Here is a 24,038-nt window from a genome sequence, read left to right on the forward strand (position 1 = left end):
TCTATCAGATCTTCGTCCTTGCCGTTTCCGGCTGGATTCGCATCCGAATTCCCCTGTCGGCGGGGACCGCCTTCCGGCGTGACCGCTACTTTAGAGGATTTCCCGCACCGCTCAAAATCGAGCGATTCGAAAGGGATTCCGGCATGCCGAAAGCCATCCCGATCGGGAGTCGTACGTCAGTAGGGGTTGCCACCGGATGTGGCGGAGGTGCTGCTTCGCGGAGTCGTGTCGACCCGCTGACAACTCGAAGAACTCTACACGACGCCCCCGCCACGTCCAAACGGCGTGCTCAGCCCTGGCCCCCGGCCAGGGCGCGGCTGCGGTCGCGGGCGGCTTCGAGGGCGGCGATGAGGGCCGCCCGTACGCCGTGGTTCTCCAACTCGCGGATCGCGTTGATCGTCGTTCCGGCGGGGGACGTGACGTTCTCCCGCAGCCTGACGGGGTGTTCGCCGCTGTCGCGGAGCATGACGGCGGCGCCGACGGCGGCCTGCACGATGAGGTCGTGCGCCTTGTCCCGGGGCAGGCCCAGGAGGATCCCGGCGTCCGTCATGGCCTCGACGAGGAAGTAGAAGTACGCGGGGCCGGAGCCGGACAGCGCGGTGGCGGCGTCCTGCTGGCTCTCGGGGACGCGCAGCGTCTTGCCGACGCCGTTGAAGATCTCCTCCGCGTGACGCAGGTCCGCTTCGCTCGCGTGGGTGCCGGCCGAGATGACGGACATGGCCTCGTCCACCAGGGCGGGGGTGTTCGTCATGACGCGGATGACGGGCGTGCCCTCGGCGAGGCGGGCCTCGAAGAAGCCGGTGGGGATGCCGGCTGCGCCGCTGATGACCAGGCGGTCGGCCGGGGTGTGCGGGGCGAGTTCGTCGAGCAGGGCGGCCATGTCCTGCGGTTTGACGGTCAGGATGAGGGTGTCGGCGGCCTTGGCGGCCTCGGCGTTGGTGACCGCCTCGACGCCGTGTCGGCGGCGCAGCTCGGCCGCCCGTTCGGGGCGGCGTGCGGTGACCAGCAGGTCGTCGGGCGACCAGCCACCGCGGATCATGCCGCTGAGGAGCGCTTCACCGATCTTGCCCGTGCCGAGCACGGCGACTTTCTGCGTCATGCCTCCATCGTGGCAAAAGCGGACCGCGGCCGGGCGGCGCCGTCCGCCCGCTGGTACGTCAGGTGGTCCGACGGCGCAGGGTGGCGGCACCGACGGCGAGGACCAGGGCGGCGCTCCCGCCGACGACGAGCGCGTCGCGGACGTAGTCGGCCGTCACCTCGGGGTGCTGGAGGACCTCGCGCATGCCGTCGACGGCGTAGGACATGGGCAGGACGTTCGAGACGGCCTCCAGGACCGGCTGCATGCTGTCGCGCGGCGCGAACAGGCCGCACAGCAGGAGCTGCGGGAAGATCACCGCGGGCATGAACTGGACGGCCTGGAACTCGGACCGGGCGAACGCCGAGACGAAGAGGCCGAGCGCGGTGCCGAGCAGGGCGTCGAGCAGGGCGATGAGGAGCAGCAGCCAGGTGGATCCGGCGATGTCGAGGTCGAGGGCCCAGACGGCGACGGTCGTGGCGAGGGTCGCCTGCACCGTGGCGAGCGCTCCGAAGGCGAGGGCGTAGCCCAGGATCAGGTCGGCCTTGCCCAGCGGCATCGCCAGCAGGCGTTCGAGGGTGCCGGAGGTGCGCTCGCGGAGGGTCGCGATGCTGGTCACGAGGAACATCGTGGTCAGCGGGAAGATGCCGAGGAGCGCGGCGCCGATGGGGTCGAAGGCCGTGCGGTCGGCGTCGAAGACGTAGTAGAGCAGCACCAGCAGCAGGACGGGGACGAGCAGCAGCAGTGCGATGGTGCGGGGGTCGTGGGCGAGCTGGCGCAGGACGCGTCGCGCGGTGGCCAGGACGCGGGACGGGGACGGCAGGGAGGACGTCATGCGGCGGCCCCGGTCTCGACGAGGTGGAGGAAGGCGCCCTCCACGGTGCCGGCTCCGGTGCGGGTGCGCAGCGCGTCGGGGGTGTCGTCGGCGAGGAGGCGGCCCTCGCGCAGGAGGAGCAGCCGCTGGCAGCGGTCGGCCTCGTCCATGACGTGGGAGGAGATGAGGAGCGTCGTGCCGTGCTCGTGGGCCAGGCGGTGGAAGAGGTCCCACAGGTCGCGCCGCAGGACGGGGTCGAGGCCGACGGTGGGTTCGTCGAGGACGAGGAGCTCGGGACGGCCGAGGAGGGCGACGGCGAGGGAGACGCGGGAGAGCTGGCCGCCGGAGAGCGTGCGGGCGAGGTCGTCGGCGTGGTCGGTGAGGTCGACATCCGCCAGGGTGCGGCCGACGTGTCCGGCCCGCTCGGCGCGGCGGACGCCGAGGACGGCGGCGAAGTAGTCGAGGTTCTGGCGCGGGGTGAGGTCGGTGTAGACGGACGGCGCCTGGGTGACGTACCCGACGCGGCGGCGCAGGTCGGGGTGGCCCGCCGGGCGGCCGAGGACGTCGAGGGTGCCGGTGACGTGGGCCTGGGTACCGACGACGGCGCGCATGAGGGTGGACTTGCCGCCGCCGGAGGGCCCGAGCAGGCCGGTGACGGTGCCGGGCCGGACGTCGAAGGTCAGGCCGCTCAGGACGGTGCGGGGGCCTCGGCGCACCGTGAGGTCGCGGGCGTGGACGGCGCCGGGCGGCGCGGGGTCGGTCATGCGCCGAACGTGCGCCCGGCGGGGTCGGCGGGTCAAGGGGGAAACGCCGACGGTGCCCCCTGGGTGTGCCTCAGCGTCGGCGCCGGGAGTTCCTGCGACGGGCCGCCGGGTTGCCGGTGCGGGTGCTGCGGCGGCGTTCGTGCCGGGCGAGGGCCCGCTCGTACTCGGCGCGGTGCAGCCGCTCGCCGGGCGCTTCGACGAGGGTGCGGGCGGCGTAGGCGAGGAGCACGCCGAGGAACCCGATGAACCGCAGGCCCTGGCTGCTCGCGACGGGGTCGTCGCCCTCGGGGCGGCGGAGGTAGCCCGACCAGGTGCGGACGAAGGCGAGGGCGCTGCACAGGGCGAAGGCCGCCAGGACGAGGAGGTTCACCAGCCCGCCGACGGCGGCGATGGTGAGCCCCTGGTAGGCGAGGACGAGGACCGCGGCGCCGGCCGCCGCCGCACCGAGCGCGCCGAGGGCGAGGCCGGCGCGGCGCAGGGTGTAGCCGCCGCTGTGGTCGACCCAGGTGGTGCCGTAGAAGCGCAGGGGCGCGGGGCGGGGCGCGTCGGGGTCCGTCGCGGGTCCGCCGGGCGCGGGGCGGGCGGCGGCCGGGGGCCGCGGGGATGCGTCGTCCATGGGTCCGATTATCCCGGGCGGCGGTCGGGCGGGCGGCGCGAGGCGGTACGCTGCGGTACGCCTCCGCGGGGGAAGCCGGTCGAATCCCGGCGCTGACCCGCAACGGTAGGCGGAGCCGTCACCCGGCTCCGCGAGCCCGATCACCTGCGGTGGCGCAACGCTCCTGTCAACTCGTCGTGGACTGCGAGGGGAAGCCGCGCGGTGACGCCGCGCGCGGTGCTGGTCGCCGCGCACGGGACGGCCGGGCAGCTCCTGCCCGATACGCGCACGGCCCGAGGCGAAGGTGATCCGCCCGTGGCCACACCGGTCAGATCCGAGGTCGGCACGCCGTCGGCCGCGCCACCCGGCGGGGACGCGGACCGGCCGCCCGCGCCGCGCCGTCTTCCCGTGCCCGCCCTGGTGTGCGGGCTGCTGCTCGCGCTGCTCTGCTCCGTCCCCGCCGCCGTGGGCCTGGGGGCCGCGGGGTTGTCGTTCGGGGAGGCCCTGGGCCTGCTGCGGGCCGGGCTGACGGGCGGCGTCGTGGCCGCCGAGGACGTCTCGGCCTACACGATCGTGTGGGAACTGCGGCTGCCGAGGGCGCTGCTGGCGGCCGTGGTCGGTGCGGGGCTGGCGGCCGTGGGGGTGGCGTTGCAGGCCATGGTGCGCAACGCGCTGGCGGACCCGTTCGTGCTGGGGATCTCCTCGGGGGCGGCCGTCGGGGCCAACGCGGTGCTGATCTTCGGGGCGTTCGGGATGCTCGGGGTGTGGGCGCTGTCGGGGGCGGCGTTCGTCTCGGCGCTCGGGGCGATGGCGCTGGTCTACGTGGTGGCGCGCAGCGCGCAGGGCATGACGCCGCTGCGGCTGGTGCTGACGGGGACGGCGATGTACTACGGCTTCTCCTCGATCACGACGCTGATGGTGTTCGCCGCCGAGCGGGGGGAGGCGGCGCGCTCGGCGATGATGTGGCTGATGGGCAGCCTGGGCGGCGCGACGTGGCAGTCGGTGCCGATCGCGGCGGGCGCGGTGTGCGCCGGGCTGGCCTATCTGGCCCTGTCCGCGCGGCGGTTGAACGCGCTGGCGATGGGCGACGAGACGGCGGCGGCGCTCGGGGTGGGCGCGGAGCGGTTCCGCCGGGAGCTGTTCCTGATGACGGCGCTGGTCACCGGGGCGCTGGTCGCCGTCAGCGGGACGATCGGGTTCGTCGGGCTGATGGTGCCGCACGCGACGCGGATGCTGGTGGGCGCCGACCACCGCCGGCTGCTGGCCGTGGCGCCGCCGGCGGGGGCGCTGCTGCTGGTGTGGGTGGACGTGGCCTCCCGCACGGTGCTGGCTCCGGTGGAGCTGCCGGTGGGCGTTCTGACGGCCGTGATCGGTGTGCCGTCCTTCCTGCTGCTGATGCGGCGCCGTGGCTACACGTTCGGAGCCGCCTGATGAAGGTCGACGTCGACGGGCTGAGCGTGCGGATCGCCGGGGCCCACCTGGTGCGGGATGTGACGCTGCGGGCGGGCAGCGGACGGCTGGTGGGGCTCGTCGGGCCCAACGGGAGCGGGAAGTCGACCCTGCTGCGGTGCGTCTACCGGGCGCTGCGCCCGACCGCCGGGACGGTGCGGCTGGACGGCGAGGACCTGCACGCCATGGCGCCGCGCGAGGGGGCGCGGCGGCTGGCGGCGCTGCCGCAGGAGGTGGTGACGGAGTTCGGGTTCACCGTCGCCGAGGTGGTGGCGATGGGACGGCTGCCGCACCAGCGCGCGTCGGCCCGGACGTCGGCCGCCGACCGCGACCACTGCGCCCGCGCGCTGGACCGCGTGGGCGCCGCGCACCTGGCCGAGCGGGCGTTCCTGAGCCTCTCGGGCGGCGAGAAGCAGCGGGTGCTCATCGCGCGGGCGCTGGCGCAGGAGCCGAAGGTGCTGGTGCTCGACGAACCGACGAACCACTTGGACATCGCCCAGCAGCTGGAGGTCCTGACGCTGGTGCGGGACCGGGCGGCGGGGGACGTGCCGGGCGGCATGACGGTGCTGACGGCGCTGCACGACCTGAACCTGGCCGCCGGGTACTGCGACGAGCTGTACGTCATCGCGCGGGGCGCGATCGTCGCCTCCGGTGCGCCCGCCGACGTCCTCACCCCGCAGCTGCTGGCCGACGTCTTCGGGGTGCGGGCGCACCGCGTCAGGCACCCGGAGTCGGGGTCGGTGCAGCTGCTGTTCGACCGGCTGGGCTGACGGCGTGGTCCACCCGACGAGGCTTCCACCCCCCACGGTCCGTGTTCCCACCTCTGCAAGGAGCTCCACCATGCGTCATCCGCTGCGATCCGTTCTTCCGGCGTTCTCCGCGCTCACCGCGCTCGCCCTCGTCACCGGCTGCGGTGCGCAGGTCGAGGAGAGCGAGGCGGAGGGCAAGGGGGGCGGCGGCCACTACCCCGTGACCGTGACCAACTGCGGCGAGGAGAGGACGTTCGACGCGGCGCCGGAGCGCGTGGTGACGAACGACGTCGGCATCACCGAGATCATGTTCGCCCTGGAGCTGGAGGACCACATGGCGGGCTACGTCATGCGGGACCGGCACGGCGAGACCTCGGGCGTGCCGTGGGCCGACGGCTACGAGAAGACCGAGTGGCTGGGCAAGGAGTCGATCAGCAAGGAGATCGCCGTCGGGGCGGACGCGGACCTCGTCTTCGCGGGCTGGAACTACGGGTTCAACGAGGCCGAGGGCTTCACCCCCGCCACGCTGGAGAAGCTGGGCATCGACTCCTACCTGCTGTCGGAGTCGTGCCGCAACGGTGAGGGCAAGGCGCGCGGCGTCATGTCGCCGCTCGACGCGCTCTACACCGACCTGCGGAACCTGGGGAAGATCTTCGACGTCGAGGACCGGGCGGAGAAGCTGGTCGCCGACTTCGAGGAGCGCGTCGCGGCGGTCCGGGAGCAGGCCCCGGAGGGCGAGGACCGGCCGCGGGTGTTCCTGTACGACGACGGGCGGGACAAGCCGCTGACGTCGGGCCGTTTCGCCGGGCCGCACGACATCATCACCAAGGCGGGCGGCGACCACGTCATGTCCGACCTGGAGGACTCGTGGGTGACCGTGGGCTGGGAGACCGTCGTCGAGCGTGACCCCGAGATCATCGTCATCAACGACTACGGGGACGTGACGGCGGAGCAGAAGGAGGAGTTCCTGAAGTCCTTCGGACCGCTGAAGAACGTCTCCGCGATCAAGAACGACAAGATCGTCGTCCTGGACTACGTGGACCTGGTGGAGAGCCCGCGCAACCCGGCGGCCGTCGAGACGCTGGGCGCGTTCGTGCGCGAGAACAGCTGAGCCGGGGGCTTCCCGACGCTCCGGGACCGGGGCCCGGAGCGTCGGACGGGGGTCGCGGGTGCGTCAGGGGCGGACGACGAGCTCCTGGGCCGCGGCCGTGCGCTCACCGGCGAGCAGTTCGGCGTCGGCGGGCACGTTGCGCTTGACCAGTGCCAGCGCGATGGGGCCGAGCTCGTGGTGGCGGGCGGAGCTCGTCACGAAGCCCACGGCGCGGCCCTCGGCGCCGTCGGACGCGAGCCGCACCGGGTCGCCGTGCACGGGGATCTTGACCTCGCTGCCGTCGAGGTGGAGGAAGACCAGCCGACGCGGCGGGCGGCCGAGGTTGTGGACGCGGGCCACCGTCTCCTGCCCCCGGTAGCACCCCTTCTGCAGGTGGACGGCCGTCTCCAGCCAGCCCAGCTCGTGCGGGATGGTGCGGTGGTCGGTCTCCAGGCCGTGCCGGGGGCGGTGCGCCTCGATGCGCAGGGCCTCGTGCGCGAGGACGCCGGCCGCCGGGCCGTGCTCCTCGGCGAAGGCGGACAGCCGCTCCCGGGGCAGGAAGAGGTCGCGTCCGTGCGGCGTCTCGCGGGCCAGGACGCCCTCGGGCGTGGCGGTGATGGAACCGGCCGGGAGGTGGACGACGGCGAACGCGTCCGTCCGGTCGGCGACCTCGACGCGGTAGAAGAACTTCATCGACTCCAGGTACGCGATGAGCGCGTCCTGGGCGCCCGGCTCGGTGTGCGCCCACACCGTCTCGCCGTCGTCCACGAGGTACAGGGCGTGCTCGATGTGGCCGTTGGCGGAGAGGACCAGCGCCTCCGTCGCCCGGTGCGGGGGCAGGTCGCTGACGTGCTGGGTCAGCAGCAGGTGGAGCCAGCTCAGCCGGTCCGCGCCGGAGACCGTCACCACGCCCCGGTGCGAGAGGTCCACGAACCCGACGCCGTCCGCGAGGTGGCGCTGTTCGCGGAACAGGTCGCCGTAGTGGGCGGCGACGCCTTCGTCCGGCTCTTCACCGGCGACCGCGCCGGGCAGGGACAGCAGAGGGCTCAGGTAGGACATGCCTGCAAGCCTACGGCGCGCCGTCCGGCTCCGGCGTGCCGCACTGCTCGCAGCGGCCGAAGATCGCGAAGTGCTTCATGTCGGTGTCGAAGCCGAAGCGCCTGCGCAGTTCGTCGGTGAAGCCCGCCGCCATGGCGACGTCGACCTCGATGACGGTCGTGCAGTCCCGGCAGACGAGGTGCATGTGGTGGTGCCGGTCGGCGAGGTGGTAGGTGGGGGCGCCGTGGCCCAGGTGGGCGTGGCTGACGAGGCCGAGCTCCTCCAGGAGCTCCAGCGTGCGGTAGACGGTGGAGATGTTCACCCCGTGGGCGGTCCTGCGGACCTCGGCGAGGATGTCGTCGGGGGTGGCGTGCTCCAGGGCGTCCACGGCCTCCAGCACGAGCTGGCGCTGCGGGGTCAGGCGGTAGCCCCTTTTGCGCAGATCCGTCTGCCAGTCGCTGCTCACCACGGGGCCATTGTAGGAGGCCGTGTGCGGAGCAGCGGCCGCTCGGCGGGCGGCGGGCGACCGGCGGCGGGCTACAGCGTCTCACTGAGGGAGTCGGCCAGCCGGCGGCGGGCGGCGCGGGCGGCGGGGAGCGCGGAGACCGCGACGGCGCCGAGGACGGCCGCCGCCGCGACCCCGGCGAGGACCGGGAAGGGGGGCGCCGCGGCGATGCCCGCGCCGATGCCGGAGGCGGCGCCCTGCGCGTCCACGAGCAGCCGTCCCGCCAGGACGCCGAGGGCGATGCCGACGACGGCGGCGGCCAGGGCCGTGAACCCGGTGGCCACGACGATGACACCGCTGATCTGCCGGGGCGTGAGCCCGATGGCCTTGAGCGCGAGCAGGTCGCGGCCGCGGTCGCGGACGGTCGCCCCGATCGCCGTCAGCAGTTCGGTGAGGCCGATGAGGGCGAGCACGACGATGACCCCGACGAACACGACCCGGGCGGGGGCGAGGCCGTCGGTGAAGGACGGCGTCTCGCTGATCTCCAGGGCGGGCCCGACCGCGGGGGCGAGGGCGTCGCGGACGGTCGCGGGGTCGGCGCTTTCGTCCAGCACGAGCCGGTAGAAGGCCGGGCGCAGGCCGGGGTCCCGTTCGTGCAGCGTGTCGAGCGGGGTGGAGACGACGCGGCCGTTGCGGTCGGGCTCGATGCTGCGGCCCACGAGGTGGAGGATCTGCGGGCGGCCCTCGACCGTCATGCGCACCCAGTCGCCGACCTCGACGTCCAGCAGGTCGAGCAGGCCCTGCCCGGCGACGGCCTCGTCCGGGCCGGTGGGCGGGCGGCCCTCGGCGACGGTGAACGGGTAGGGGTGCTCCGCGGTGCCGAGACCGCGCAGGGTGATCGTGCCGGTCTGGCCGGGGACGAGCGCGGCGACCTCGGCGCCGGGGAGCGCGGCGGCCACGTCGGGGCGGGCGGTGAGGACGCGGCGGGCCTCGGCGTCGGTGATCGCGCCCGGGTCGGTCACCCGGGCGGTGAGGGCGGCGGGCATGCCGACCTCGGCCGGTTCGGTGCGGAAGCGGTCGACCGTGGTCCAGGCGGTGAGGGCGACGGTGATCATGAACAGCGGCACGGCGAGCCGGGCGACCGAGGTGAGGGTGCGCAGGCGGCGCGGGGCCCCGGCGAACGCCCCGCGCCAGCCGAGGACGAGCGCGGGCGGCAGGCGCAGGCCCAGGGCCCGGCGGGCGGGCGGGGAGAGCCGCCGTCCGGCGGGCAGCGCGGCGCGGGCGGCCGGGACGGGCGGCACCCGTCCGGCCCGCCAGGCGGCGAGCGAGGTGGCGGCGACGATGAACAGCACCGCGGCGGCGGGGATGGCGAGCAGCAGGGAGGTGTGGCCGGGCAGGTCGTCCCAGACGCCGGCGGCCTCGCCGATGCGGCCGGGGATGCGGTCGCCCAGCACGGCGATGGCGGCCGTCCCGGCGGTGACGCCCACGACGGCGTAGGTGAGGTGCTGGAGGAGGAAGGTGCTGACGACCTGGGCCGGGGTGAAGCCGACGGCCTTGACGACGGCGATGTCGCGGAGCTGGCCCCGGACGCGCGTGTTGATGGCGCCGTAGGCGGCGAGCCCGGCGGCGAGGAGCGCGCCCAGGCCGAACGCGGCGAAGAGCAGGCCGAGCAGTCGGTCGCCGCCCTCGGCCTCGGCTCTGGCCTGCTGCCACTTGGTGACCTGGGCGACCCGGTCGGCGCCGAGCTCGGTGACGGCGCGCTGCACGAGGAAGTCGGTGTCGGCCGGGTCGGTCAGCCGCAGCCCGACGGTCTGTCCGACGCCGTCGGGCGCGGCGCCGGAGAAGGCCCCGGGGAGGACCCAGGCGGTGCCGGCGCGTTCGCCGGGGCGGTATCGGGGTTCGGCGGTCTCCACGACGCCGACGACGGTGAGCGGCTGCCGTCCCCGGTTCTCGTCGGGGACGGTGACGGTGTCTCCGGGTGCGGCGCCGAGGACGGTGGCGAGCGACTGCTCCAGGACGACGCCGGGGTGCGGGGAGTCCCCCGCGGTGCCGTCGCCGGGCTCGCGGTCCGGCTCCCCGGCGGCCCGCGGGGCGTCGTCGGCGGTCAGCCAGCGGCCGGTGACGAGCAGCGGGCGGGCGGTGCCGGGCAGCTCGGGGCCGGTGGCGCGCAGTTCGACGGCGGCCTCGGCGCCGGGGGACGAGGCGCTGGTGCGGGTGGTGCGGTAGGGGCCGGCGATGTCGGCGACGCCGTCCAGGCGGGCGAGCCCGGCCACGTCGGAGCGTTCCGTCCCGGCGCGGGTGTGGAGCCACACGTGGGCGCCCTCGGACTGGGTGAAGACGCGCTGCCAGGGGTTGGCCGCGTAGCTGAACAGGGCTCCGGCCAGGAGCAGGGAGGCGGTGATCCCGGCGGTGGCCAGCAGGATGAACAGCGCCTCCCCCCGGTGAGCCCGCAGATCGGCGTGTGCCCAGCGCAGTACGGCCCGCACGGCGGCTCAGTCCTTCAGTTCCAGCGTGCCCGCGACGCCGCCCGGACGGGGCCGCCGCGGCCCGGCGCCGAGGACGGCGTCGTCGGCTATGCGCCCGTCGAAGAAGCTGATGACCCGGTCGGCCGCGCTGGCGACCCGGGCGTCGTGCGTGACGAGGACGATCGTCTGGCCGCGCTGGTGGAAGCGGGACAGCAGGCGCAGCACCTCGCGGGTGCCCCGGCTGTCGAGGCTGCCGGCGGGTTCGTCGGCCAGGAGCAGCGCCGGATGGTTGACCAGGGCGCGGGCGAGGGCGACGCGCTGCTGTTCGCCGCCGGAGAGTTCGCCGGGCATGGAGCGCTCCTTGCCGGCGAGCCCCAGCTCCTCCAGCAGCTCCTCGCGGGCGGCGCGGGCGGCTTTCGGGCCGGTGCCGGCGAGGAGGGCGGGCAGTTCGACGTTGTCGGCGACGGTGAGGTTGGAGATGAGGTTGAAGAACTGGAAGACGACGCCGATGCTGCGGCGGCGCAGGACCGCCCAGCGGGCCTCGTCGTAGCCGTCGACGCGGCGGCCGTCGATCCACAGGCTGCCCGCGTCGGGGCGCTGGAGGCCGCCGACGAGGTGCAGGAGCGTGGACTTGCCCGCGCCGGACGGGCCGGTGACGGCGACGAACTCGCCGCGTCCCACGCTGAGGTCGACGCCGCGCACCGCGTGCACGGGCGTGCTCTCGCCGTGGTGGGTCTTGCTGAGGCCCTCGGCGCGCACGATCGGCTCCGTAACGGGCTCGGCGGGCTCGGCGGGCTCGGGCGGTGTGTCGGGTGCCGGGCGGGACCTTCTCATTCCAGCTCCTCCTGGCAGCGCTCCAGCCAGTCGAGGTCGGCCTGCAGGTGCAGCATGGCGCCCTCGATGAGCAGCTGGGCGACGCGGTTGTCGCGTTCCTCGGTCGCCGCGAGTTTGGACAGGTCGCGCATGGTGTTGAGGTACTGGCGCCGCTGCTTGTTGATCAGCGTGATCGGGTCGGCCGTGCCGGAGTGCGGGGCGAGTGCGAGCTTCATGAAGAACTCGTCCCGCACCCGCGGCTCGGCGGTCGTCTCCTCGTACCAGGCTTCCACGGCCTCGACTCCGGCGTCGGTGAGCCGGTAGGTCCGCTTGTTCGGCCGGTTGCTCTGCTCGACGTCCTCGCCCTCGATGAGTCCGGCCTTCTCCAGTCTGCCCAGGGTGACGTAGATCTGGCCGATGTTGGGCTGCGGGTACGCGGCGCCGAGCAGGGCTTCGAGGGCCTGCTTGAGCTCGTAGCCGTGGGCCGGTCCCCGGGCGAGGAGGGCCAGGAGCGGGAGACGCAACGGCGGTCTCCTCCTCCCCGGCCGGTCGTTCGTCGTGCGCGTTCGTCGCTGTGCGTGCGCCGCGGGCACCCGCGCCCGTGCTCACGCACGCCTAGTATCGCGCATGGCCAACGGGTATATATGGGTGGGAAAGGCCGTGCGAAGGAGCCGGTGGGACCGGTGGCCCGGGAGGACCGATGCGGTGGAAGCGGGCCGCGGGCAGGGGTCTCCTGGCGGGCGCCGTGCTGGTGGGAGCCTACGCCGGGTGCGGCGCTCCGTCCCCGGGCGGGGGCGACGAGCGCGGCCCCATGACGCTGGTGACGGCCGGTGACCTCACCGACTACCTCGGCCCCCTTCTCGACGGGTGGAACCGCACGCACCCCGGGGAGGAGGTCACCCTCGTCGAGCTGCCCGACTCGGCGGACGAGACGCGGGCCCAGATGATCACCGAGCTGCGTTCGGGGAGCGACCGCTTCGACGTGCTCAACATCGACGTGGCCTGGACCTCGGAGTTCGCGGCGGCCGGCTGGATCACGCCGCTGAACCGCGACGCCTTCCCGCTCAAGTCCTTCCTGCCGCCGGTCGTGGACACCGCGACGTTCGGCGGCGAGCTGTACGCCGTCCCCTACGTGACGAACGCGGGGCTGCTGTACTACCGCGAGGACGTCCTGGAACGCGAGGGCGAGAAGCCGCCGCGCACCTGGGCGGAGCTGGAGCGGCAGGCGCGGACGATCGCCCCGGAGTACGGGCTGGACGGGTACGCCGGGCAGTTCCTGCCGTACGAGGGGCTGACGGCGAACGCGGTGGAGGTGGTCCGCTCGGCGGGCGGCTCGTTCCTGGACGACGAGGGCACGCGGGTGACCGTCGACTCGGCCGCCGCCGTGGAGGGGCTGGCCTTCCTGGCGGACGGTGTGCGGGACGGCTGGATCCCCCGGGAGGCCCTGGGCTACAAGGAGGAGGAGTCCCGGCTGGCGTTCCAGAACGGCGAGCTGCTCTTCCTGCGCAACTGGCCGTACGTGCACGGGCCGGCCGGGGCGCCGGGCTCGGAGGTGGCGGGGAAGTTCGGCACCGTGCCGCTGCCGGGGCCGGACGGGCCGGGCACGAGCGTCCTGGGCGGTTCCAATCTCGCCGTCTCCAGCCACTCCCGCCATCCGGACTCGGCGGCGGACCTGATCCGCTACCTGACGAGCGAGCCGGTGCAGCGCCGGGTGCTGACGGACGGGTCGCTGCCGCCGGTGCGCGCCGACCTGTACGCGGACCCGGAGCTGGTGCGCGAGCACCCGTACCTGCCGACGCTGCGCGAGAGCGTGCTCGCCGCCGAACCCCGGCCGAAGAGCGCCCGGTACGACCAGGTCAGCCTGGCCGTGCAGGCCGTCGTGCACGACGCGCTGGCGCTGCGGCAGTCGCCGCAGGACGCCGTCGCCCGGCTGGGCCGGGAGCTGGCCCGGATCGCCGACCGGGGCTGAGCGGACCCCCGTCCGCCGGGGCAACGCCCCCGCCGCGGCCCCCGTCGGGGTCGGACGGTCAACCCTCGCGTTAGTTACACGTTAGGCATGTCTGGGTCTCAGGCAGGCCACGTTCCCCGTCACCAGGCGGACTTTCTGGCGATACCTGCGGGTAGGGCGTTGACACGCCCCTTCGACAGCGCTACATAACATATATGCATAACAGAGGGGAGCAATCGAGAACGGGCGCCGACGGACCGCGCAGCGCACACGTCGAGGTCAGCGGGGACATGCTCACAGCAACGGCCGGAGACGGCCCTCTCCTCCATCCGGGTCAGCGGCGTCACTGGTGGCGTGACGCCGTGATCTACCAGGTCTACGTCCGGAGCTTCCTGGACAGCACCGGCGACGGCATCGGGGATCTCGCGGGCGTCCGCTCCGGGCTCCCCTACCTCAAGAAGCTCGGGGTCGACGGCATCTGGCTCAGCCCCTTCTACCCCTCGCCCCAGCACGACCACGGCTACGACGTCACCGACCACTGCGACGTCGACCCGGTCTACGGGGACCTCGGCGAGTTCGACCGGCTGGTGACCGACGCCCGGCGGCTCGGCATCCGCGTCCTGCTCGACATCGTTCCGAACCACTGCTCCGTCGAGCACCCGCACTTCCGTGCGGCGCTGGCCGCCGGGCCCTACAGCGCGGCCCGTGCCCGGTTCCACTTCGCTGACGGCCGGGGGCCGGGCGGCGACGAGCCGCCCAACAACTGGCGGGCCATGTTCGGCGGCCCGGCCTGGAGCCGCGTCACCGAGCCGGACGGCAGCCCCGGCCAGTGGTACCTGCACCTCTTCACCCCCGAGCAGCCCGACTGGAACTGGCGCAACCCCGACGTCGGCAACGACTTCGACGCGGTGCTGCGGTTCTGGCTCGACCGGGGCGTCGACGGGTTCCGCATCGACGTCGCCGCCGGGCTCTACAAGCACCCCGCCCTGCCGGACTCCCCCGACCCGGCGGCCGACGAGCGCGCCCGCGACTCGGTCAACCCCCTGGCGTGGAACCAGGAGGAGGTGCACCAGGTGTGGCGCGAGTGGCGCGCGGTGTGCGACGAGTACACCGCCCGCGACGGCCGCGAGCGGCTGCTGGTCGGGGAGGTCTCGGTGCCCACCGCCCGGGAGCACGCGCGCTACGTGCGGCCCGACGAGCTGCACCAGGCGTTCTTCTTCGACCTGCTGAGCGCGCCCTGGGACGCCGGGGCCTTCCGCGCCACGATCGGCGAGGCCATGCGGGACATCGCCGGCACCGGCTCGACCGTCACCTGGGTGCTCAACAACCACGACCAGGTGCGCACCGTGACCCGGTACGCGGGCTGCGGCGGCACGGCGGACACGGGTCGGGACACGGCGGACCTCGGTACGGCCCGGGCCCGCGCCGCCGCGCTGCTCATGCTCGCGCTGCCGGGGGCCGCCTACGTCTACCAGGGCGAGGAGCTGGGTCTGCCCGAGGTCGTGGACCTGCCCGACGACGTCCTCACCGACCCCATCTACCGCCGCACCGGCAGCCGCGCCCGGGTCCGCGACGGCTGCCGGGTGCCGCTGCCGTGGAGCGGGCAGGCGTCCCCCTTCGGCTTCACCCCCGGCGCTCCCGGGCAGGAGGCCGCCCGCCCGTGGCTGCCGCAGCCCGCCTACTTCGCCGAGCACGCCACCGACCGCGCCCTGGCCGACACCCGCTCCTCGTGGCACCTCTACCGCGACGGCCTCCAGCTGCGGCGCAGTCTGCCGCAACTGGGCGAGGGGACGCTGCGCTGGCTGGAGACGCCGCCGGACGTGCTGGCCTTCGTCCGCGGCGACGGGCTCGTGTGCGCCGTCAACTTCGGCACCGAGCCGGCCGTGTCGCCCGTCGCCGGCCTCCCCCTGCTGGCCAGCGGCGCCTGCCCGGACGGCGTCCTGCCGGGCTCGACCGCGGCCTGGTACATGAGCGATCCGCCCGCCGAGGCCCCGGCCGGCCCCCCGGCCGGGACGGCGGTCGACATCCCCGAACCCCGTTGAACCCCGCTGAACCCCCCGAAGGGACATCAGAGATGAGACGCACCACGAACCGCTCCGCCCACCGCGCCGGACGGGCCGGTCGGGTCCGCCGTACCGCGACCGCCTCCGGCGCCGCCCTCGCCCTCGCCCTCACCGCCGCCGCGTGCGGCGACGGCGACACGACGGGACCGGCGTCGGAGGGCGAGTTCAGCGGCCAGACGGTCACCGTGGCCGGGGTGTGGACCGGTACCGAGCAGGAGAACTTCCAGAAGGTGCTGGACGCCTTCTCCGAGAAGACCGGCGCCAAGACCGACTTCCTGTCCACCGGTGACAACGTCTCCACGGTCATCGGCAGCAAGATCCAGGGCGGTGACGCGCCCGAGGTCGTCATGGTGCCGCAGGTCGGCGTGCTCAACCAGTTCGCCGACAACGGCTGGCTGACGCCGCTGTCCTCGGACGTCGAGCAGGACGCCTCGCAGAACTTCGCCAACGTCTGGAAGGACTACGGCACGGTCGACGGGGAGTACTACGGCCTGTACTTCAAGGCCGCGCACAAGTCGCTCGTCTGGTACAGCCCCGACGCCTTCGCCCAGGCGGGCGTCGAGGCGCCGGACTCCTACGCGGCCATGATGGAGACGGCCGGGACCATATCCGACTCCGGACTGCCCGCCTTCTCGGTGGCCGGGCAGGACGGATGGACCCTCACCGACTGGTTCGAGAACGTCTACCTGTCCCAGGCGGGCCCGGAGAAGTACGACGAGCTCGCCGAGCACAACCTGCCGTGGACGGACCGGAGCGTCGTCGACGCGCTGACCACCCTCGGCGAGCTGTTCGCCGAGGACGACCTGCTCGCCGACGGGGCGGCGGGCGCGCTGCGCACCGACTTCCCCACCTCCGTCCAGAAGGTGTTCGGCCCCGAGCCGCAGGCCGGCATGGTCTACGAGGGCGACTTCGTGGGCGCGCTCGTGACCAACGACTTCGGCCGCACGCTCGGCGAGGACGCGGACTTCTTCCCCTTCCCGGCCGTCGACGGCGGCGAGGCGCCCGTCGTCAGCGGTGGTGACGCGGCCGTGGTGCTCAAGGACGGCAAGAACCAGGAGGCCGCCATGGCCCTCATGAAGTTCCTGGCCTCCCCGGAGGCGGCGGCCGTCTGGGCCGAGGCGGGCGGCTACCTCTCCCCGAACAAGGAGCTGGACCTCTCCTCCTACGGGGACGACCTGACGCGGCAGACCGCCGAGTCCCTGGTGGAGGCCGGGGACACCGTCCGGTTCGACATGTCCGACCAGGCGCCCGCGGCGTTCGGCGGCACGGCCGGCAAGGGCGAGTGGAAGATCCTCCAGGACTTCCTGCGCGACCCCTCCGACCCCGAGGCCACGGCTGCCGAGCTGGAGAAGGCCGCAGCCGCCGCCTTCAAGGGCTGAGGACCCGCGCGACGTGTCCCCCACGACCCATCGCAGGACCGCCCCCGGCGCCGCCACCCCGCGGCGCCGGGCCCAGCGGCGCAAACGCACGATCGCCTGCCTGTTCGTGCTGCCCGCACTGCTGCTGCTCGGCGCACTCGTCGTCTACCCGGTGATCTTCTCCGTCGGCCGCAGCCTGTTCGACGCCTCCGGCACCGAGTTCGTCGGCGTCGGCAACTACACCGAGATGTTCCGCGACCCCGCGACGCTCACGGCGATCCGCAACAGCACCCTCTGGGTCGTCGTCGCCCCGGCGCTGCTGACCGGGCTCGGCCTGGTCCTGGCCGTCCTCACCGAGAAGATCCGCTGGGCGACGGCGTTCAAGCTGCTGATGTTCCTGCCGATGGCCGTCTCGTTCCTGGCCGCCGGCATCATCTTCCGCCTCGCCTACGAGCACGACCCGGACAAGGGCGTCCTCAACGCGGCCGTCGTCGGCGTCCACGACGCCTTCTCCGACCCGTCCCCCTACCCGACGGCCCGCGCCCGCGAGGGGCACGGCGTCGAGCCGGGCGAGGGCGGCTCGTACGTGACGGGCGCGACGGCGGGCCCCGGCGACACCGTGACGCTCGGCTTCGTCGGCATCGCCCCCAAGGACCTGCCCGAGGGCGCCGGACCGGCCGCGGCGCCGTCCGCCGCGACCGAGGAGCTGCGCGGCGTCGTCCACCTCGACTTCGTCCCCGGGGGCGGCGGCGAGGCGGGCCGGGTCGACGACGGGGAGAGCGGGCTGCCGGGCATGGCCGTGGAGGCCCTCGACGGCGGCGGAGCCGTCGCGGCCCGGACGACGACGGCGGCCGACGGCTCCTTCTCGTTCGCCGGGCTGGCCCCGGGCGCCTACACGCTGCGGCTGCCCGGCGAGAACTTCGCCGAGCCGTGGAGCGGCGTCTCCTGGCTCGGCCCGGCCCTCGTCACCCCGGCCATCATCGGCGCCTACCTGTGGATCTGGACGGGCTTCGCCATGGTCCTCATCGGCGCGGGGCTCGCCGCCCTGCCCCGGGAGACCCTGGAAGCGGCCCGGATGGACGGCGCGAACGAGTGGCAGATCTTCCGCCGCATCACCGTCCCCCTGCTCGCCCCCGTGCTCACCGTCGTCTTCGTGACCCTGGTGATCAACGTGATGAAGGTCTTCGACCTCGTCTACATCATCGCGCCGGGGACCGTGCAGGAGGAGGCGAACGTGCTGGCCACGCAGATGTGGCTCGTCTCCTTCGGCGGCGGCAACGACCAGGGACTCGGCAGCGCGCTCGCCGTCCTGCTGCTGCTCCTGGTGGTGCCCGCCATGATCTTCAACGTCCGACGCTTCCGCAGGAGCCAGTCTTGAGCACCCACGACACCCTGGAGCGGAGTCCCGCCGGCCCGCCCGCACGTGCCCTGGCCGGAGCGTCGGCGGCCGGCGCCCGGCGCCGCAGGGGCCCGGTGGCCCGGCTCACGTCCTGGCTCAGCGGCGGGCTGGTGCAGGCGCTGCTGATCGTCGTCGCCCTGGTGTGGATCACCCCGCTGGCGGGGCTCCTGTTCTCCTCCCTGCGCGACGAGGAGACGAACGCCACCAGCGGCTGGTGGACGGCGCTGACCGAGCCGGCCCAGTTGTCGTTCGACAACTACAGCGAACTGCTCGCCGATTCGGGCATCGTGCAGGCGTTCTGGAACACGGTGATGATCTCCGTGCCGACGACGTTCCTCGTCGTCGCGGTGGCGGCGCTGGCCGGATACGCCTTCGCCTGGCTGGAGTTCCCCGGCCGGGACGCCGTCTTCCTGCTCGTGGTGGCCCTGCTGGTCGTGCCCGTGCAGATCGGCCTGCTGCCGATCGCCGAACTCTTCGGCCGACTCGGGCTGTACGGCACGATCCCGGGCGTGGTGCTGTTCCACGTCGCCTACGGGCTGCCGTTCGCCGTCTTCCTGCTGCGCAACTACTTCGCGGAGATCCCCAAGGAGATGCTGGAGGCGGCCCGGATCGACGGGGGCGGCGAGGCGCGGATCTTCGTCCGGCTCGTGCTGCCCCTGGGCCGCCCGGCCATCGCGAGCCTGGCGATCTTCCAGTTCCTGTGGGTCTGGAACGACATGCTGGTGGCCCTGCTGTTCGCCAACACGTCCTCCCAGCCGCTCACGGTGGCACTCCAGTCGGAGATGCGGCAGTTCGGCTCCAACATCGGCATCCTGGCGCCAGGGGCCTTCCTGTCGCTCATCGTGCCGGTGCTCGTCTTCTTCGCCTTCCAGCGCCACTTCGTGCAGGGGGTGATGGCCGGCTCGGTGAAGTAGGGACGGGCGCCGCCGCCCGCCCGGCTCACGTCTCCAGCAGCACCGTGAACGGGCCGTCGTTCACCAGTCCGACCTGCATGTCGGCGCCGAACCGGCCCTCCGCGACGGTCGCGCCCAGCGCCCGCAGCCGGGCGCAGACCTCGTCGACCAGCGGCTCGGCCACCGGGCCCGGGGCCGCCGCCTGCCACGTCGGGCGGCGGCCCTTGCGCGCGTCCCCGTACAGCGTGAACTGACTCACCACCAGCAGCGGGGCACCCACGTCGGAGCAGGACTTCTCCCCGGAGAGGATCCGCAGCCCCCACAGCTTGCGGGCCAGCCACTCCGCCTCCTTCGACGTGTCGTCGTGCGTGACCCCGACCAGGACGCACAACCCCTCGCCGACGATCTCCCCGACCGTCTCGCCACCCACCGCCACCCGGGCGCCGTTCACCCTCTGAACTACTGCTCGCATGGGTCCATCATGCGCCGGATGGGTGTCAAGGCGCTGCGCGCGGTACCTCCCAAGTGACACGATGCGGGCACGAACCGGTGCACAACGCACGAGTGGGACCGGGGACAAGGGGACGACGATGAGCACAGCCGCAGCCGGCCGGACCACCGGCGCCACCCGTGGGACCGGGGTCGGCGGAGCACCGCCGTGTCCGCCGCAGCAACGCGTCCCGCACCACGAGGCCGACGCCGTCCTCTGGCCGGAGACGCCGGTGCCGCCCGGAGCCCCGGAACCCGGTGGGGGCGACGGCCTGGCGGGGCTGGGACTGCCCCGGCTGCGGACCCTGCGCCGCACCGCGCAGCACCACGAGGCCGACCTCAGCTACGTCCGCCGGCTCCTCCAGGGCCGCATCGACATCCTCCGCGCCGAGCTGGCCGGGCGGCGGGACGCCGCCGTGCCCCTCGTCGACCGGCTGCCGCAGATCCTGGCCGACGGCCCCTCCCGGCAGCGCTCCTCCCGGCACGTGACGGTCGGCGCGCCGCGCGGCGAGGCGTACCGGGCGCTGGCCGAGGCGATGCTCGGCGAGGTGGCCCTCTCCGACCTTTCGGCCCGCACCGAGGGCGAGCTGCGCGAGGCCATGGGCCGGCTCGTCGGCTACGAGGCCGAGGTCTCGCGGCGCCGCCAGAGCGTGCAGCGCACGGCCGACGATTGCAGCGCCGAGATCGCCCGCAGGTACCGTGAGGGCGAAGCACACATCGACGACCTGCTGGCCTGAGGCGACCCCTCGGGCGGCGGGCCGTCCCAGCAGCTCCGAGGGGCCCCATGCCGTCCACCACGCCGCCGTCCCCGCCCGCCGGTCCGATAGCCCCGGGGGCCGTCCCGCCCGTCCTCGCGGAGATCGTCCGCTCCGGCTTCACCGAGGGCCGCCACCGGGGGGCGCTCGTCGCCCTCGGTCCGGACGGCGAGGTGGCGTGGTCCCTGGGCGACGTCGCCGCCCCCCTCTTCCCCCGCTCGTCCAACAAGCCCTTCCAGGCCGTGGCGTGCCTGCGCGCCGGGGCGGCGCTGAGCGGTGAGCGCCTCGCGCTGGCCGCCGCGAGCCACTCCGGGGAGCCCTTCCACCGGGAGCTGGCGGCGCGGGTCCTGGCCGAGCACGGGTTCGCCGAGGACGACCTGCGGTGCCCGGCCGACCTGCCGCTGGACCCGGCCGAGGCGGAGGCGTACCTGCGGTCCGGGCTGGAGCGGGCCCGGCTCACCATGAACTGCTCCGGCAAGCACGCCGCGATGCTGGCGGCCTGCCGGGCCGCCGGGTGGCCCGCCGACTCCTACCTCGACCCGGCGCACCCGTTGCAGCGGCTCGTCGCCGACGTCGTCGAGGAGGCCACGGGCGAGACGGTCGCCGCCACCGGCGTCGACGGCTGCGGTGCCCCCCTGCTCGCCGTCTCCCTCACCGGCCTGGCGCGCGGCTTCCGCGCGCTCGTCACCGCCGCGCCCGGCACGGCCGAGCGGCGCGTCGCCGACGCCATGCGGGCGCACCCCGAGCACGTCGCGGGGACGCGGCGGCACGACACGTGGCTGATGCGCGAGGTCCCGGGGGCGCTGTCCAAGATGGGCGCCGAGGCCGTGCAGGCGGTGGCCCTGCCGGACGGGCGGGCGCTGGCCTTCAAACTGGACGACGGCGGGGTGCGCGCCCTCGGCCCGGTGCTCGGCCGGGCACTGGAGCGGCTGGGCGTGACCGGGCCGGTGACGGCGCGCATCGCCGCGCACCCGCTGCTCGGCGGCGGCGTCCCCGTGGGCGAGGTCCGCGCGGTGTTCTGACCCGCCGGGCGGCGGGCCCCGGGCGTACCGGCCGGGCGGACGGGCACGTGCGTAGGGTGACGGAGAACGATCACGCCCACCGCCTGCGCAGGAGGTCCCCATGACGGAAGAGCCCGCTCACGACCCCGAGGTCCTGCAACTCGCCGCGAAGATCTTCGACCTGGCGCGACGCGGCGAGACGGACACCGTCGCCGCCTACGTCGACGCGGGCGTCCCGCCGAACCTCACCAACGACAAGGGCGACTCCCTCGTCATGCTGGCCGCCTACCACGGCCACGCCGGGGCCGTCCGGGCCCTGCTGGAGCGCGGCGCCGACGCGGACAAGCCGAACGACCGGGGGCAGACGCCGCTGGCCGGGGCGGTCTTCAAGGGGGAGGACGAGGTGGTCCGCGCCCTCCTGGACGGAGGCGCGGACCCGACGGCCGGGACGCCCAGTGCCGTCGACACGGCCCGGATGTTCGGCAAGGAGGAGCTGCTGCGGCTGTTCGGCGCCGTGTGACCTACCGGCCGGCCTCCACCGGCTCCCCGCGTCCGCGCGGCCCGTCGTCCCCGGCGGGCGGCTCCCCGTGGCCGCCGCCGTCACCGGGGGTGACGCCCCGCAGCAAGGCGGTGGCGGCCACGGCGATGACGGCCACGATGACGGCGCTGACGGCCGCGGTCGTGCGCAGGCCGGTGACGAACGCCTCCCCGGCGGCGTCCATCAGCGCCGCACCGAGGGCGCCCGGCAGTTGCTCGGCGACACCGGCCGCGCCGCCGATGGTGTCGCTCGCCACGTCCGTCGCCTCGGGCGGCAGCCCCGCCGGGAGTCGGCCGCCGATCTCGGTGCGGTAGATCGCCGCCCCGACGCTGCCGAGCACCGCGATGCCCAGGGCCATGCCCATCTCGGTGCCGGTCTCGGAGATGGCCGACGCCGCGCCCGCCCGCTCGGGCGGCGCACCGGCGATGATCATGTCCGTCCCGAGGGCGATCATCGGGCCGAAGCCGACGTGCAGGACGACCAGGGCCGTCACCGCCGTCGCCGCGCCGGACTCCGGGGTGAGCGTGGTCAGCATCCCGACCCCCAGCGCGGCGACCAGCAGCCCGCCGCCCATGAGGTACGCGGCCGGGAACCGCTGCGCCAGGGCGGGGGCGGCGAGGATGCCGACCATGCCGGCGAGCACGCCCGGCAGCGAGTAGAGGCCCGCCGTGAACGGGGACATGTCCAGCACCATCTGGAGGTACTGGGCGACGAAGAAGATCACGCCGCCCATCGCGAAGATGGACAGGGCCACGGTGGTCAGCGAGACGGTGAAGCCCCGGCTGCGGAACAGCCTCAGGTCCAGGAAGGGGGTGGCCAGCGTCCGCTGGCGGCGGACGAACACCACCCCGAGCACCAGCCCCGCGAGCGCGGCGAGGACGGGCACGAGGCCGACGCCGTGCTCGGCGGTCTGCTTGATCCCGTACACGACGGAGAGCACGGTGCCGAGGGAGAGCGCGGCGCTGACGACGTCGATCCGGCCGGCCGTCGGGTCGCGGAACTCCGGCAGCAGGAACGGTCCGGCGACCAGCAGGAGCACCATCACGGGCACGCTCAGCAGGAAGACCGAGCCCCACCAGAAGTGTTCGAGCATCGCCCCGCCGACCAGCGGTCCGGCGCCCGCGCCCAGCATGAAGCTGGACATCCACACGCTGATCGCCACCGTGCGCTGCCGCGGGTCGTGGAACATGTTGCGGATGAGGGACATGGTCGAGGGCATCAGCGTCGCCCCCGCCAGGCCGAGGAGCGCCCGCGTCGCGATGAGCATGCCGGCGCTGTCCGACATCGCCGCGAGCACCGAGGCCACGCCGAAGGCCGCCGCCCCGGTGAGGAGCAGCCGCCGCCGTCCGACGCGGTCGCCGAGCGTGCCCATGATGATGAGGAACCCGGCGATGAGGAAGCCGTAGATGTCGACGATCCACAGCAGCTGCGTGCTGCTGGGTGCGAGGTCGGCGCTGAGCTTGGGCACCGCGAGGTGCAGCACGGTCATGTCGAGGGAGAGGAGCAGGGTGGGCAGGGAGAGCACGGCGAGACCGGTCCACTCGCGCCGCCCGGCGCGTTCCCCCGTGGTCGCGTGAGGCGTCATGGGGCTCAACCTAGAAGTTCAACCCGACGTGAAGTCAAACGTTTTTCGCCACCCCTGTGACACGGCTCACGGCCCTGCCGCACCTGCTCGGGAATGGGCTCAAATCCCTTGCGGTTCCTGAATGTTGCCGGGCCGGATGCGGCCCGGGACGAACCGACACGAGGAGTGCGCATGCGGTACGCGGACGGCCCCGCCACGAGCAGCGAGACCCACGTCGACGCCACCCCCGCCACGGTGTGGACGCTCGTGGCGGACATCGGCACACCCGCCCGGTTCAGCCCCGAGCTCCAGCGCGTCGAGTGGCTCGACGGAGCGGACGCGGCCGTGCCCGGCGCCCTCTTCGCCGGGCACAACAAGAACCCCGACATCGGCGAGTGGACGACCACGAGCCGCATCGTGGAGGTGGCCGAGGAGCGCGTCCTCGCCTGGGACGTCGTCGACCCGGACGGCCGGTTCGGCGCTCCCGCCCCCGCCGCCACCGCCGAACCCCTGTGCCACTGGCGCTTCGAACTCTCCGCCGCCGACGGCGGCACCCTGCTGCGGCACTCCGTGCGCGTCGGCCCCGCCCCCTCCGGCCTCAGCTCCTACATCGCCCAGGCGCCGGAGAAGGAGGGGGAGATCATCGCCGGTCGCCTCGCCGCCCTGCGGGGCGGCATCGAGGCGACGCTGGCCGGGATCAAGGAGCTCGCCGAGGCACGCTGACGCCCGCCCG

23 protein-coding genes are annotated in these 24,038 nt (G+C 74.0%); 12 read left to right on the forward strand and 11 right to left on the reverse strand.

The window, feature by feature from the left end; all coding sequences use genetic code 11:
• Positions 1–289: 289 nt before the first annotated feature.
• The 4 genes from proC to IF129_RS24315 form a co-directional block, all read right to left on the reverse strand.
• Complete coding sequence (proC, locus tag IF129_RS24300) at positions 290–1,099, reverse strand: pyrroline-5-carboxylate reductase (protein ID WP_191211970.1); 810 nt, start codon at positions 1,097–1,099, stop codon at positions 290–292.
• 58 nt (positions 1,100–1,157) lie between these two features.
• Positions 1,158–1,910: an ABC transporter permease gene (locus tag IF129_RS24305; protein WP_191211971.1), complete on the reverse strand. Its 753-nt coding sequence runs from the start codon at positions 1,908–1,910 to the stop codon at positions 1,158–1,160.
• Entirely contained in the window at positions 1,907–2,653 is a 747-nt protein-coding gene (locus IF129_RS24310; protein WP_191211972.1) for an ABC transporter ATP-binding protein, read from the reverse strand. The genes IF129_RS24305 and IF129_RS24310 overlap by 4 nt, the downstream gene beginning before the upstream one ends.
• A gap of 70 nt (positions 2,654–2,723) precedes the next feature.
• Complete coding sequence (locus IF129_RS24315) at positions 2,724–3,269, reverse strand: hypothetical protein (RefSeq protein WP_191211973.1); 546 nt, start codon at positions 3,267–3,269, stop codon at positions 2,724–2,726.
• A 294-nt stretch (positions 3,270–3,563) separates the two neighbouring features.
• Here IF129_RS24315 and IF129_RS24320 point away from each other — a divergent pair, with 294 nt between their 5' ends.
• From IF129_RS24320 to IF129_RS24330, 3 genes are all read left to right on the forward strand, one after another.
• Positions 3,564–4,679: a FecCD family ABC transporter permease gene (locus IF129_RS24320; RefSeq protein WP_191211974.1), complete on the forward strand. Its 1,116-nt coding sequence runs from the start codon at positions 3,564–3,566 to the stop codon at positions 4,677–4,679.
• Positions 4,679–5,467, forward strand: coding sequence for an ABC transporter ATP-binding protein (locus tag IF129_RS24325; protein ID WP_191211975.1), 789 nt, complete (start codon positions 4,679–4,681; stop codon positions 5,465–5,467). Before IF129_RS24320 ends, IF129_RS24325 begins: the two co-directional genes overlap by 1 nt.
• Before the next feature lie 70 nt (positions 5,468–5,537).
• The gene (locus tag IF129_RS24330; RefSeq protein WP_191211976.1) at positions 5,538–6,557 is read left to right on the forward strand and encodes an ABC transporter substrate-binding protein; all 1,020 of its coding nucleotides are present in this window, start codon (positions 5,538–5,540) and stop codon (positions 6,555–6,557) included.
• 63 nt (positions 6,558–6,620) lie between these two features.
• On the opposite strand, the gene ygfZ is transcribed toward IF129_RS24330, so the two are convergent.
• The 5 genes from ygfZ to IF129_RS24355 all read right to left on the reverse strand — a co-directional run bounded on the left by ygfZ (position 6,621) and on the right by IF129_RS24355 (position 11,821).
• Positions 6,621–7,595, reverse strand: a complete 975-nt coding sequence (ygfZ, locus tag IF129_RS24335; RefSeq protein WP_191211977.1) for a CAF17-like 4Fe-4S cluster assembly/insertion protein YgfZ — start codon at positions 7,593–7,595, stop codon at positions 6,621–6,623.
• Between the two features lie 10 nt (positions 7,596–7,605).
• Positions 7,606–8,043 (reverse strand): Fur family transcriptional regulator, encoded by a 438-nt coding sequence (locus IF129_RS24340; RefSeq protein ID WP_191211978.1) that lies wholly within the window; start codon positions 8,041–8,043, stop codon positions 7,606–7,608.
• 68 nt (positions 8,044–8,111) lie between these two features.
• Entirely contained in the window at positions 8,112–10,505 is a 2,394-nt protein-coding gene (locus IF129_RS24345; protein ID WP_191211979.1) for an ABC transporter permease, read from the reverse strand.
• Between the two features lie 6 nt (positions 10,506–10,511).
• The gene (locus IF129_RS24350) at positions 10,512–11,318 is read right to left on the reverse strand and encodes an ABC transporter ATP-binding protein (RefSeq protein WP_191211980.1); all 807 of its coding nucleotides are present in this window, start codon (positions 11,316–11,318) and stop codon (positions 10,512–10,514) included.
• Positions 11,315–11,821: a PadR family transcriptional regulator gene (locus IF129_RS24355; RefSeq protein WP_191211981.1), complete on the reverse strand. Its 507-nt coding sequence runs from the start codon at positions 11,819–11,821 to the stop codon at positions 11,315–11,317. Before IF129_RS24355 ends, IF129_RS24350 begins: the two co-directional genes overlap by 4 nt.
• Positions 11,822–11,997: 176 nt before the next feature.
• On the opposite strand from IF129_RS24355, the gene IF129_RS24360 reads away from it, so the two are divergent.
• The 5 genes from IF129_RS24360 (at position 11,998) to IF129_RS24380 (ending at position 18,979) form a co-directional block, all read left to right on the forward strand.
• Entirely contained in the window at positions 11,998–13,266 is a 1,269-nt protein-coding gene (locus IF129_RS24360; RefSeq protein ID WP_191211982.1) for an ABC transporter substrate-binding protein, read from the forward strand.
• A 269-nt stretch (positions 13,267–13,535) separates the two neighbouring features.
• Complete coding sequence (locus IF129_RS24365; protein WP_191211983.1) at positions 13,536–15,287, forward strand: glycoside hydrolase family 13 protein; 1,752 nt, start codon at positions 13,536–13,538, stop codon at positions 15,285–15,287.
• 32 nt (positions 15,288–15,319) lie between these two features.
• A complete protein-coding gene (locus IF129_RS24370; protein ID WP_191211984.1) occupies positions 15,320–16,687 on the forward strand; it encodes an ABC transporter substrate-binding protein in 1,368 nt (455 codons plus the stop codon).
• Positions 16,688–16,700: 13 nt separating this feature from the next.
• A complete protein-coding gene (locus IF129_RS24375; RefSeq protein ID WP_191211985.1) occupies positions 16,701–18,044 on the forward strand; it encodes a carbohydrate ABC transporter permease in 1,344 nt (447 codons plus the stop codon).
• Positions 18,045–18,139: 95 nt separating this feature from the next.
• Positions 18,140–18,979 (forward strand): carbohydrate ABC transporter permease, encoded by an 840-nt coding sequence (locus tag IF129_RS24380; protein WP_318153927.1) that lies wholly within the window; start codon positions 18,140–18,142, stop codon positions 18,977–18,979.
• 25 nt (positions 18,980–19,004) lie between these two features.
• Here the strand turns inward: IF129_RS24380 and dtd are convergent, their stop codons facing one another.
• Complete coding sequence (dtd, locus tag IF129_RS24385; RefSeq protein ID WP_191211987.1) at positions 19,005–19,430, reverse strand: D-aminoacyl-tRNA deacylase; 426 nt, start codon at positions 19,428–19,430, stop codon at positions 19,005–19,007.
• A gap of 118 nt (positions 19,431–19,548) precedes the next feature.
• On the opposite strand from dtd, the gene IF129_RS24390 reads away from it, so the two are divergent.
• The 3 genes from IF129_RS24390 (at position 19,549) to IF129_RS24400 (ending at position 21,723) form a co-directional block, all read left to right on the forward strand.
• Positions 19,549–20,184, forward strand: coding sequence for an RsiG family protein (locus tag IF129_RS24390; protein ID WP_191211988.1), 636 nt, complete (start codon positions 19,549–19,551; stop codon positions 20,182–20,184).
• Between the two features lie 47 nt (positions 20,185–20,231).
• Entirely contained in the window at positions 20,232–21,224 is a 993-nt protein-coding gene (locus tag IF129_RS24395; RefSeq protein ID WP_191211989.1) for an asparaginase, read from the forward strand.
• Positions 21,225–21,324: 100 nt separating this feature from the next.
• Positions 21,325–21,723, forward strand: coding sequence for an ankyrin repeat domain-containing protein (locus tag IF129_RS24400; protein ID WP_191211990.1), 399 nt, complete (start codon positions 21,325–21,327; stop codon positions 21,721–21,723).
• 1 nt (position 21,724) lies between these two features.
• Here the strand turns inward: IF129_RS24400 and IF129_RS24405 are convergent, their stop codons facing one another.
• Positions 21,725–23,326, reverse strand: a complete 1,602-nt coding sequence (locus IF129_RS24405) for an MFS transporter (RefSeq protein WP_191211991.1) — start codon at positions 23,324–23,326, stop codon at positions 21,725–21,727.
• Positions 23,327–23,497: 171 nt separating this feature from the next.
• Here IF129_RS24405 and IF129_RS24410 point away from each other — a divergent pair, with 171 nt between their 5' ends.
• Entirely contained in the window at positions 23,498–24,028 is a 531-nt protein-coding gene (locus IF129_RS24410; RefSeq protein WP_191211992.1) for an SRPBCC family protein, read from the forward strand.
• The last annotated feature ends 10 nt before the right edge of the window (positions 24,029–24,038 follow it).

The sequence above is a fragment of the Streptomyces chumphonensis genome, from assembly GCF_014779715.1.
In the GTDB taxonomy this organism is placed as follows: Bacteria; Actinomycetota; Actinomycetes; order Streptomycetales; family Streptomycetaceae; genus Streptomyces; species Streptomyces chumphonensis.

Bases quoted from the DNA above. Each gene is read 5' to 3' on its own strand.
- proC (WP_191211970.1), bottom strand. From the start codon at position 1,099: ATGACGCAGAAAGTCGCCGTGCTCGGCACGGGCAAGATCGGTGAAGCG.
- IF129_RS24305 (WP_191211971.1), bottom strand. From the start codon at position 1,910: ATGACGTCCTCCCTGCCGTCCCCGTCCCGCGTCCTGGCCACCGCGCGA.
- IF129_RS24310 (WP_191211972.1), bottom strand. From the start codon at position 2,653: ATGACCGACCCCGCGCCGCCCGGCGCCGTCCACGCCCGCGACCTCACG.
- IF129_RS24315 (WP_191211973.1), bottom strand. From the start codon at position 3,269: ATGGACGACGCATCCCCGCGGCCCCCGGCCGCCGCCCGCCCCGCGCCC.
- IF129_RS24325 (WP_191211975.1), top strand. From the start codon at position 4,679: ATGAAGGTCGACGTCGACGGGCTGAGCGTGCGGATCGCCGGGGCCCAC.
- IF129_RS24330 (WP_191211976.1), top strand. From the start codon at position 5,538: ATGCGTCATCCGCTGCGATCCGTTCTTCCGGCGTTCTCCGCGCTCACC.
- ygfZ (WP_191211977.1), bottom strand. From the start codon at position 7,595: ATGTCCTACCTGAGCCCTCTGCTGTCCCTGCCCGGCGCGGTCGCCGGT.
- IF129_RS24350 (WP_191211980.1), bottom strand. From the start codon at position 11,318: ATGAGAAGGTCCCGCCCGGCACCCGACACACCGCCCGAGCCCGCCGAG.
- IF129_RS24360 (WP_191211982.1), top strand. From the start codon at position 11,998: ATGCGGTGGAAGCGGGCCGCGGGCAGGGGTCTCCTGGCGGGCGCCGTG.
- IF129_RS24365 (WP_191211983.1), top strand. From the start codon at position 13,536: ATGCTCACAGCAACGGCCGGAGACGGCCCTCTCCTCCATCCGGGTCAG.
- IF129_RS24370 (WP_191211984.1), top strand. From the start codon at position 15,320: ATGAGACGCACCACGAACCGCTCCGCCCACCGCGCCGGACGGGCCGGT.
- dtd (WP_191211987.1), bottom strand. From the start codon at position 19,430: ATGCGAGCAGTAGTTCAGAGGGTGAACGGCGCCCGGGTGGCGGTGGGT.
- IF129_RS24390 (WP_191211988.1), top strand. From the start codon at position 19,549: ATGAGCACAGCCGCAGCCGGCCGGACCACCGGCGCCACCCGTGGGACC.
- IF129_RS24395 (WP_191211989.1), top strand. From the start codon at position 20,232: ATGCCGTCCACCACGCCGCCGTCCCCGCCCGCCGGTCCGATAGCCCCG.
- IF129_RS24400 (WP_191211990.1), top strand. From the start codon at position 21,325: ATGACGGAAGAGCCCGCTCACGACCCCGAGGTCCTGCAACTCGCCGCG.
- IF129_RS24405 (WP_191211991.1), bottom strand. From the start codon at position 23,326: ATGACGCCTCACGCGACCACGGGGGAACGCGCCGGGCGGCGCGAGTGG.
- IF129_RS24410 (WP_191211992.1), top strand. From the start codon at position 23,498: ATGCGGTACGCGGACGGCCCCGCCACGAGCAGCGAGACCCACGTCGAC.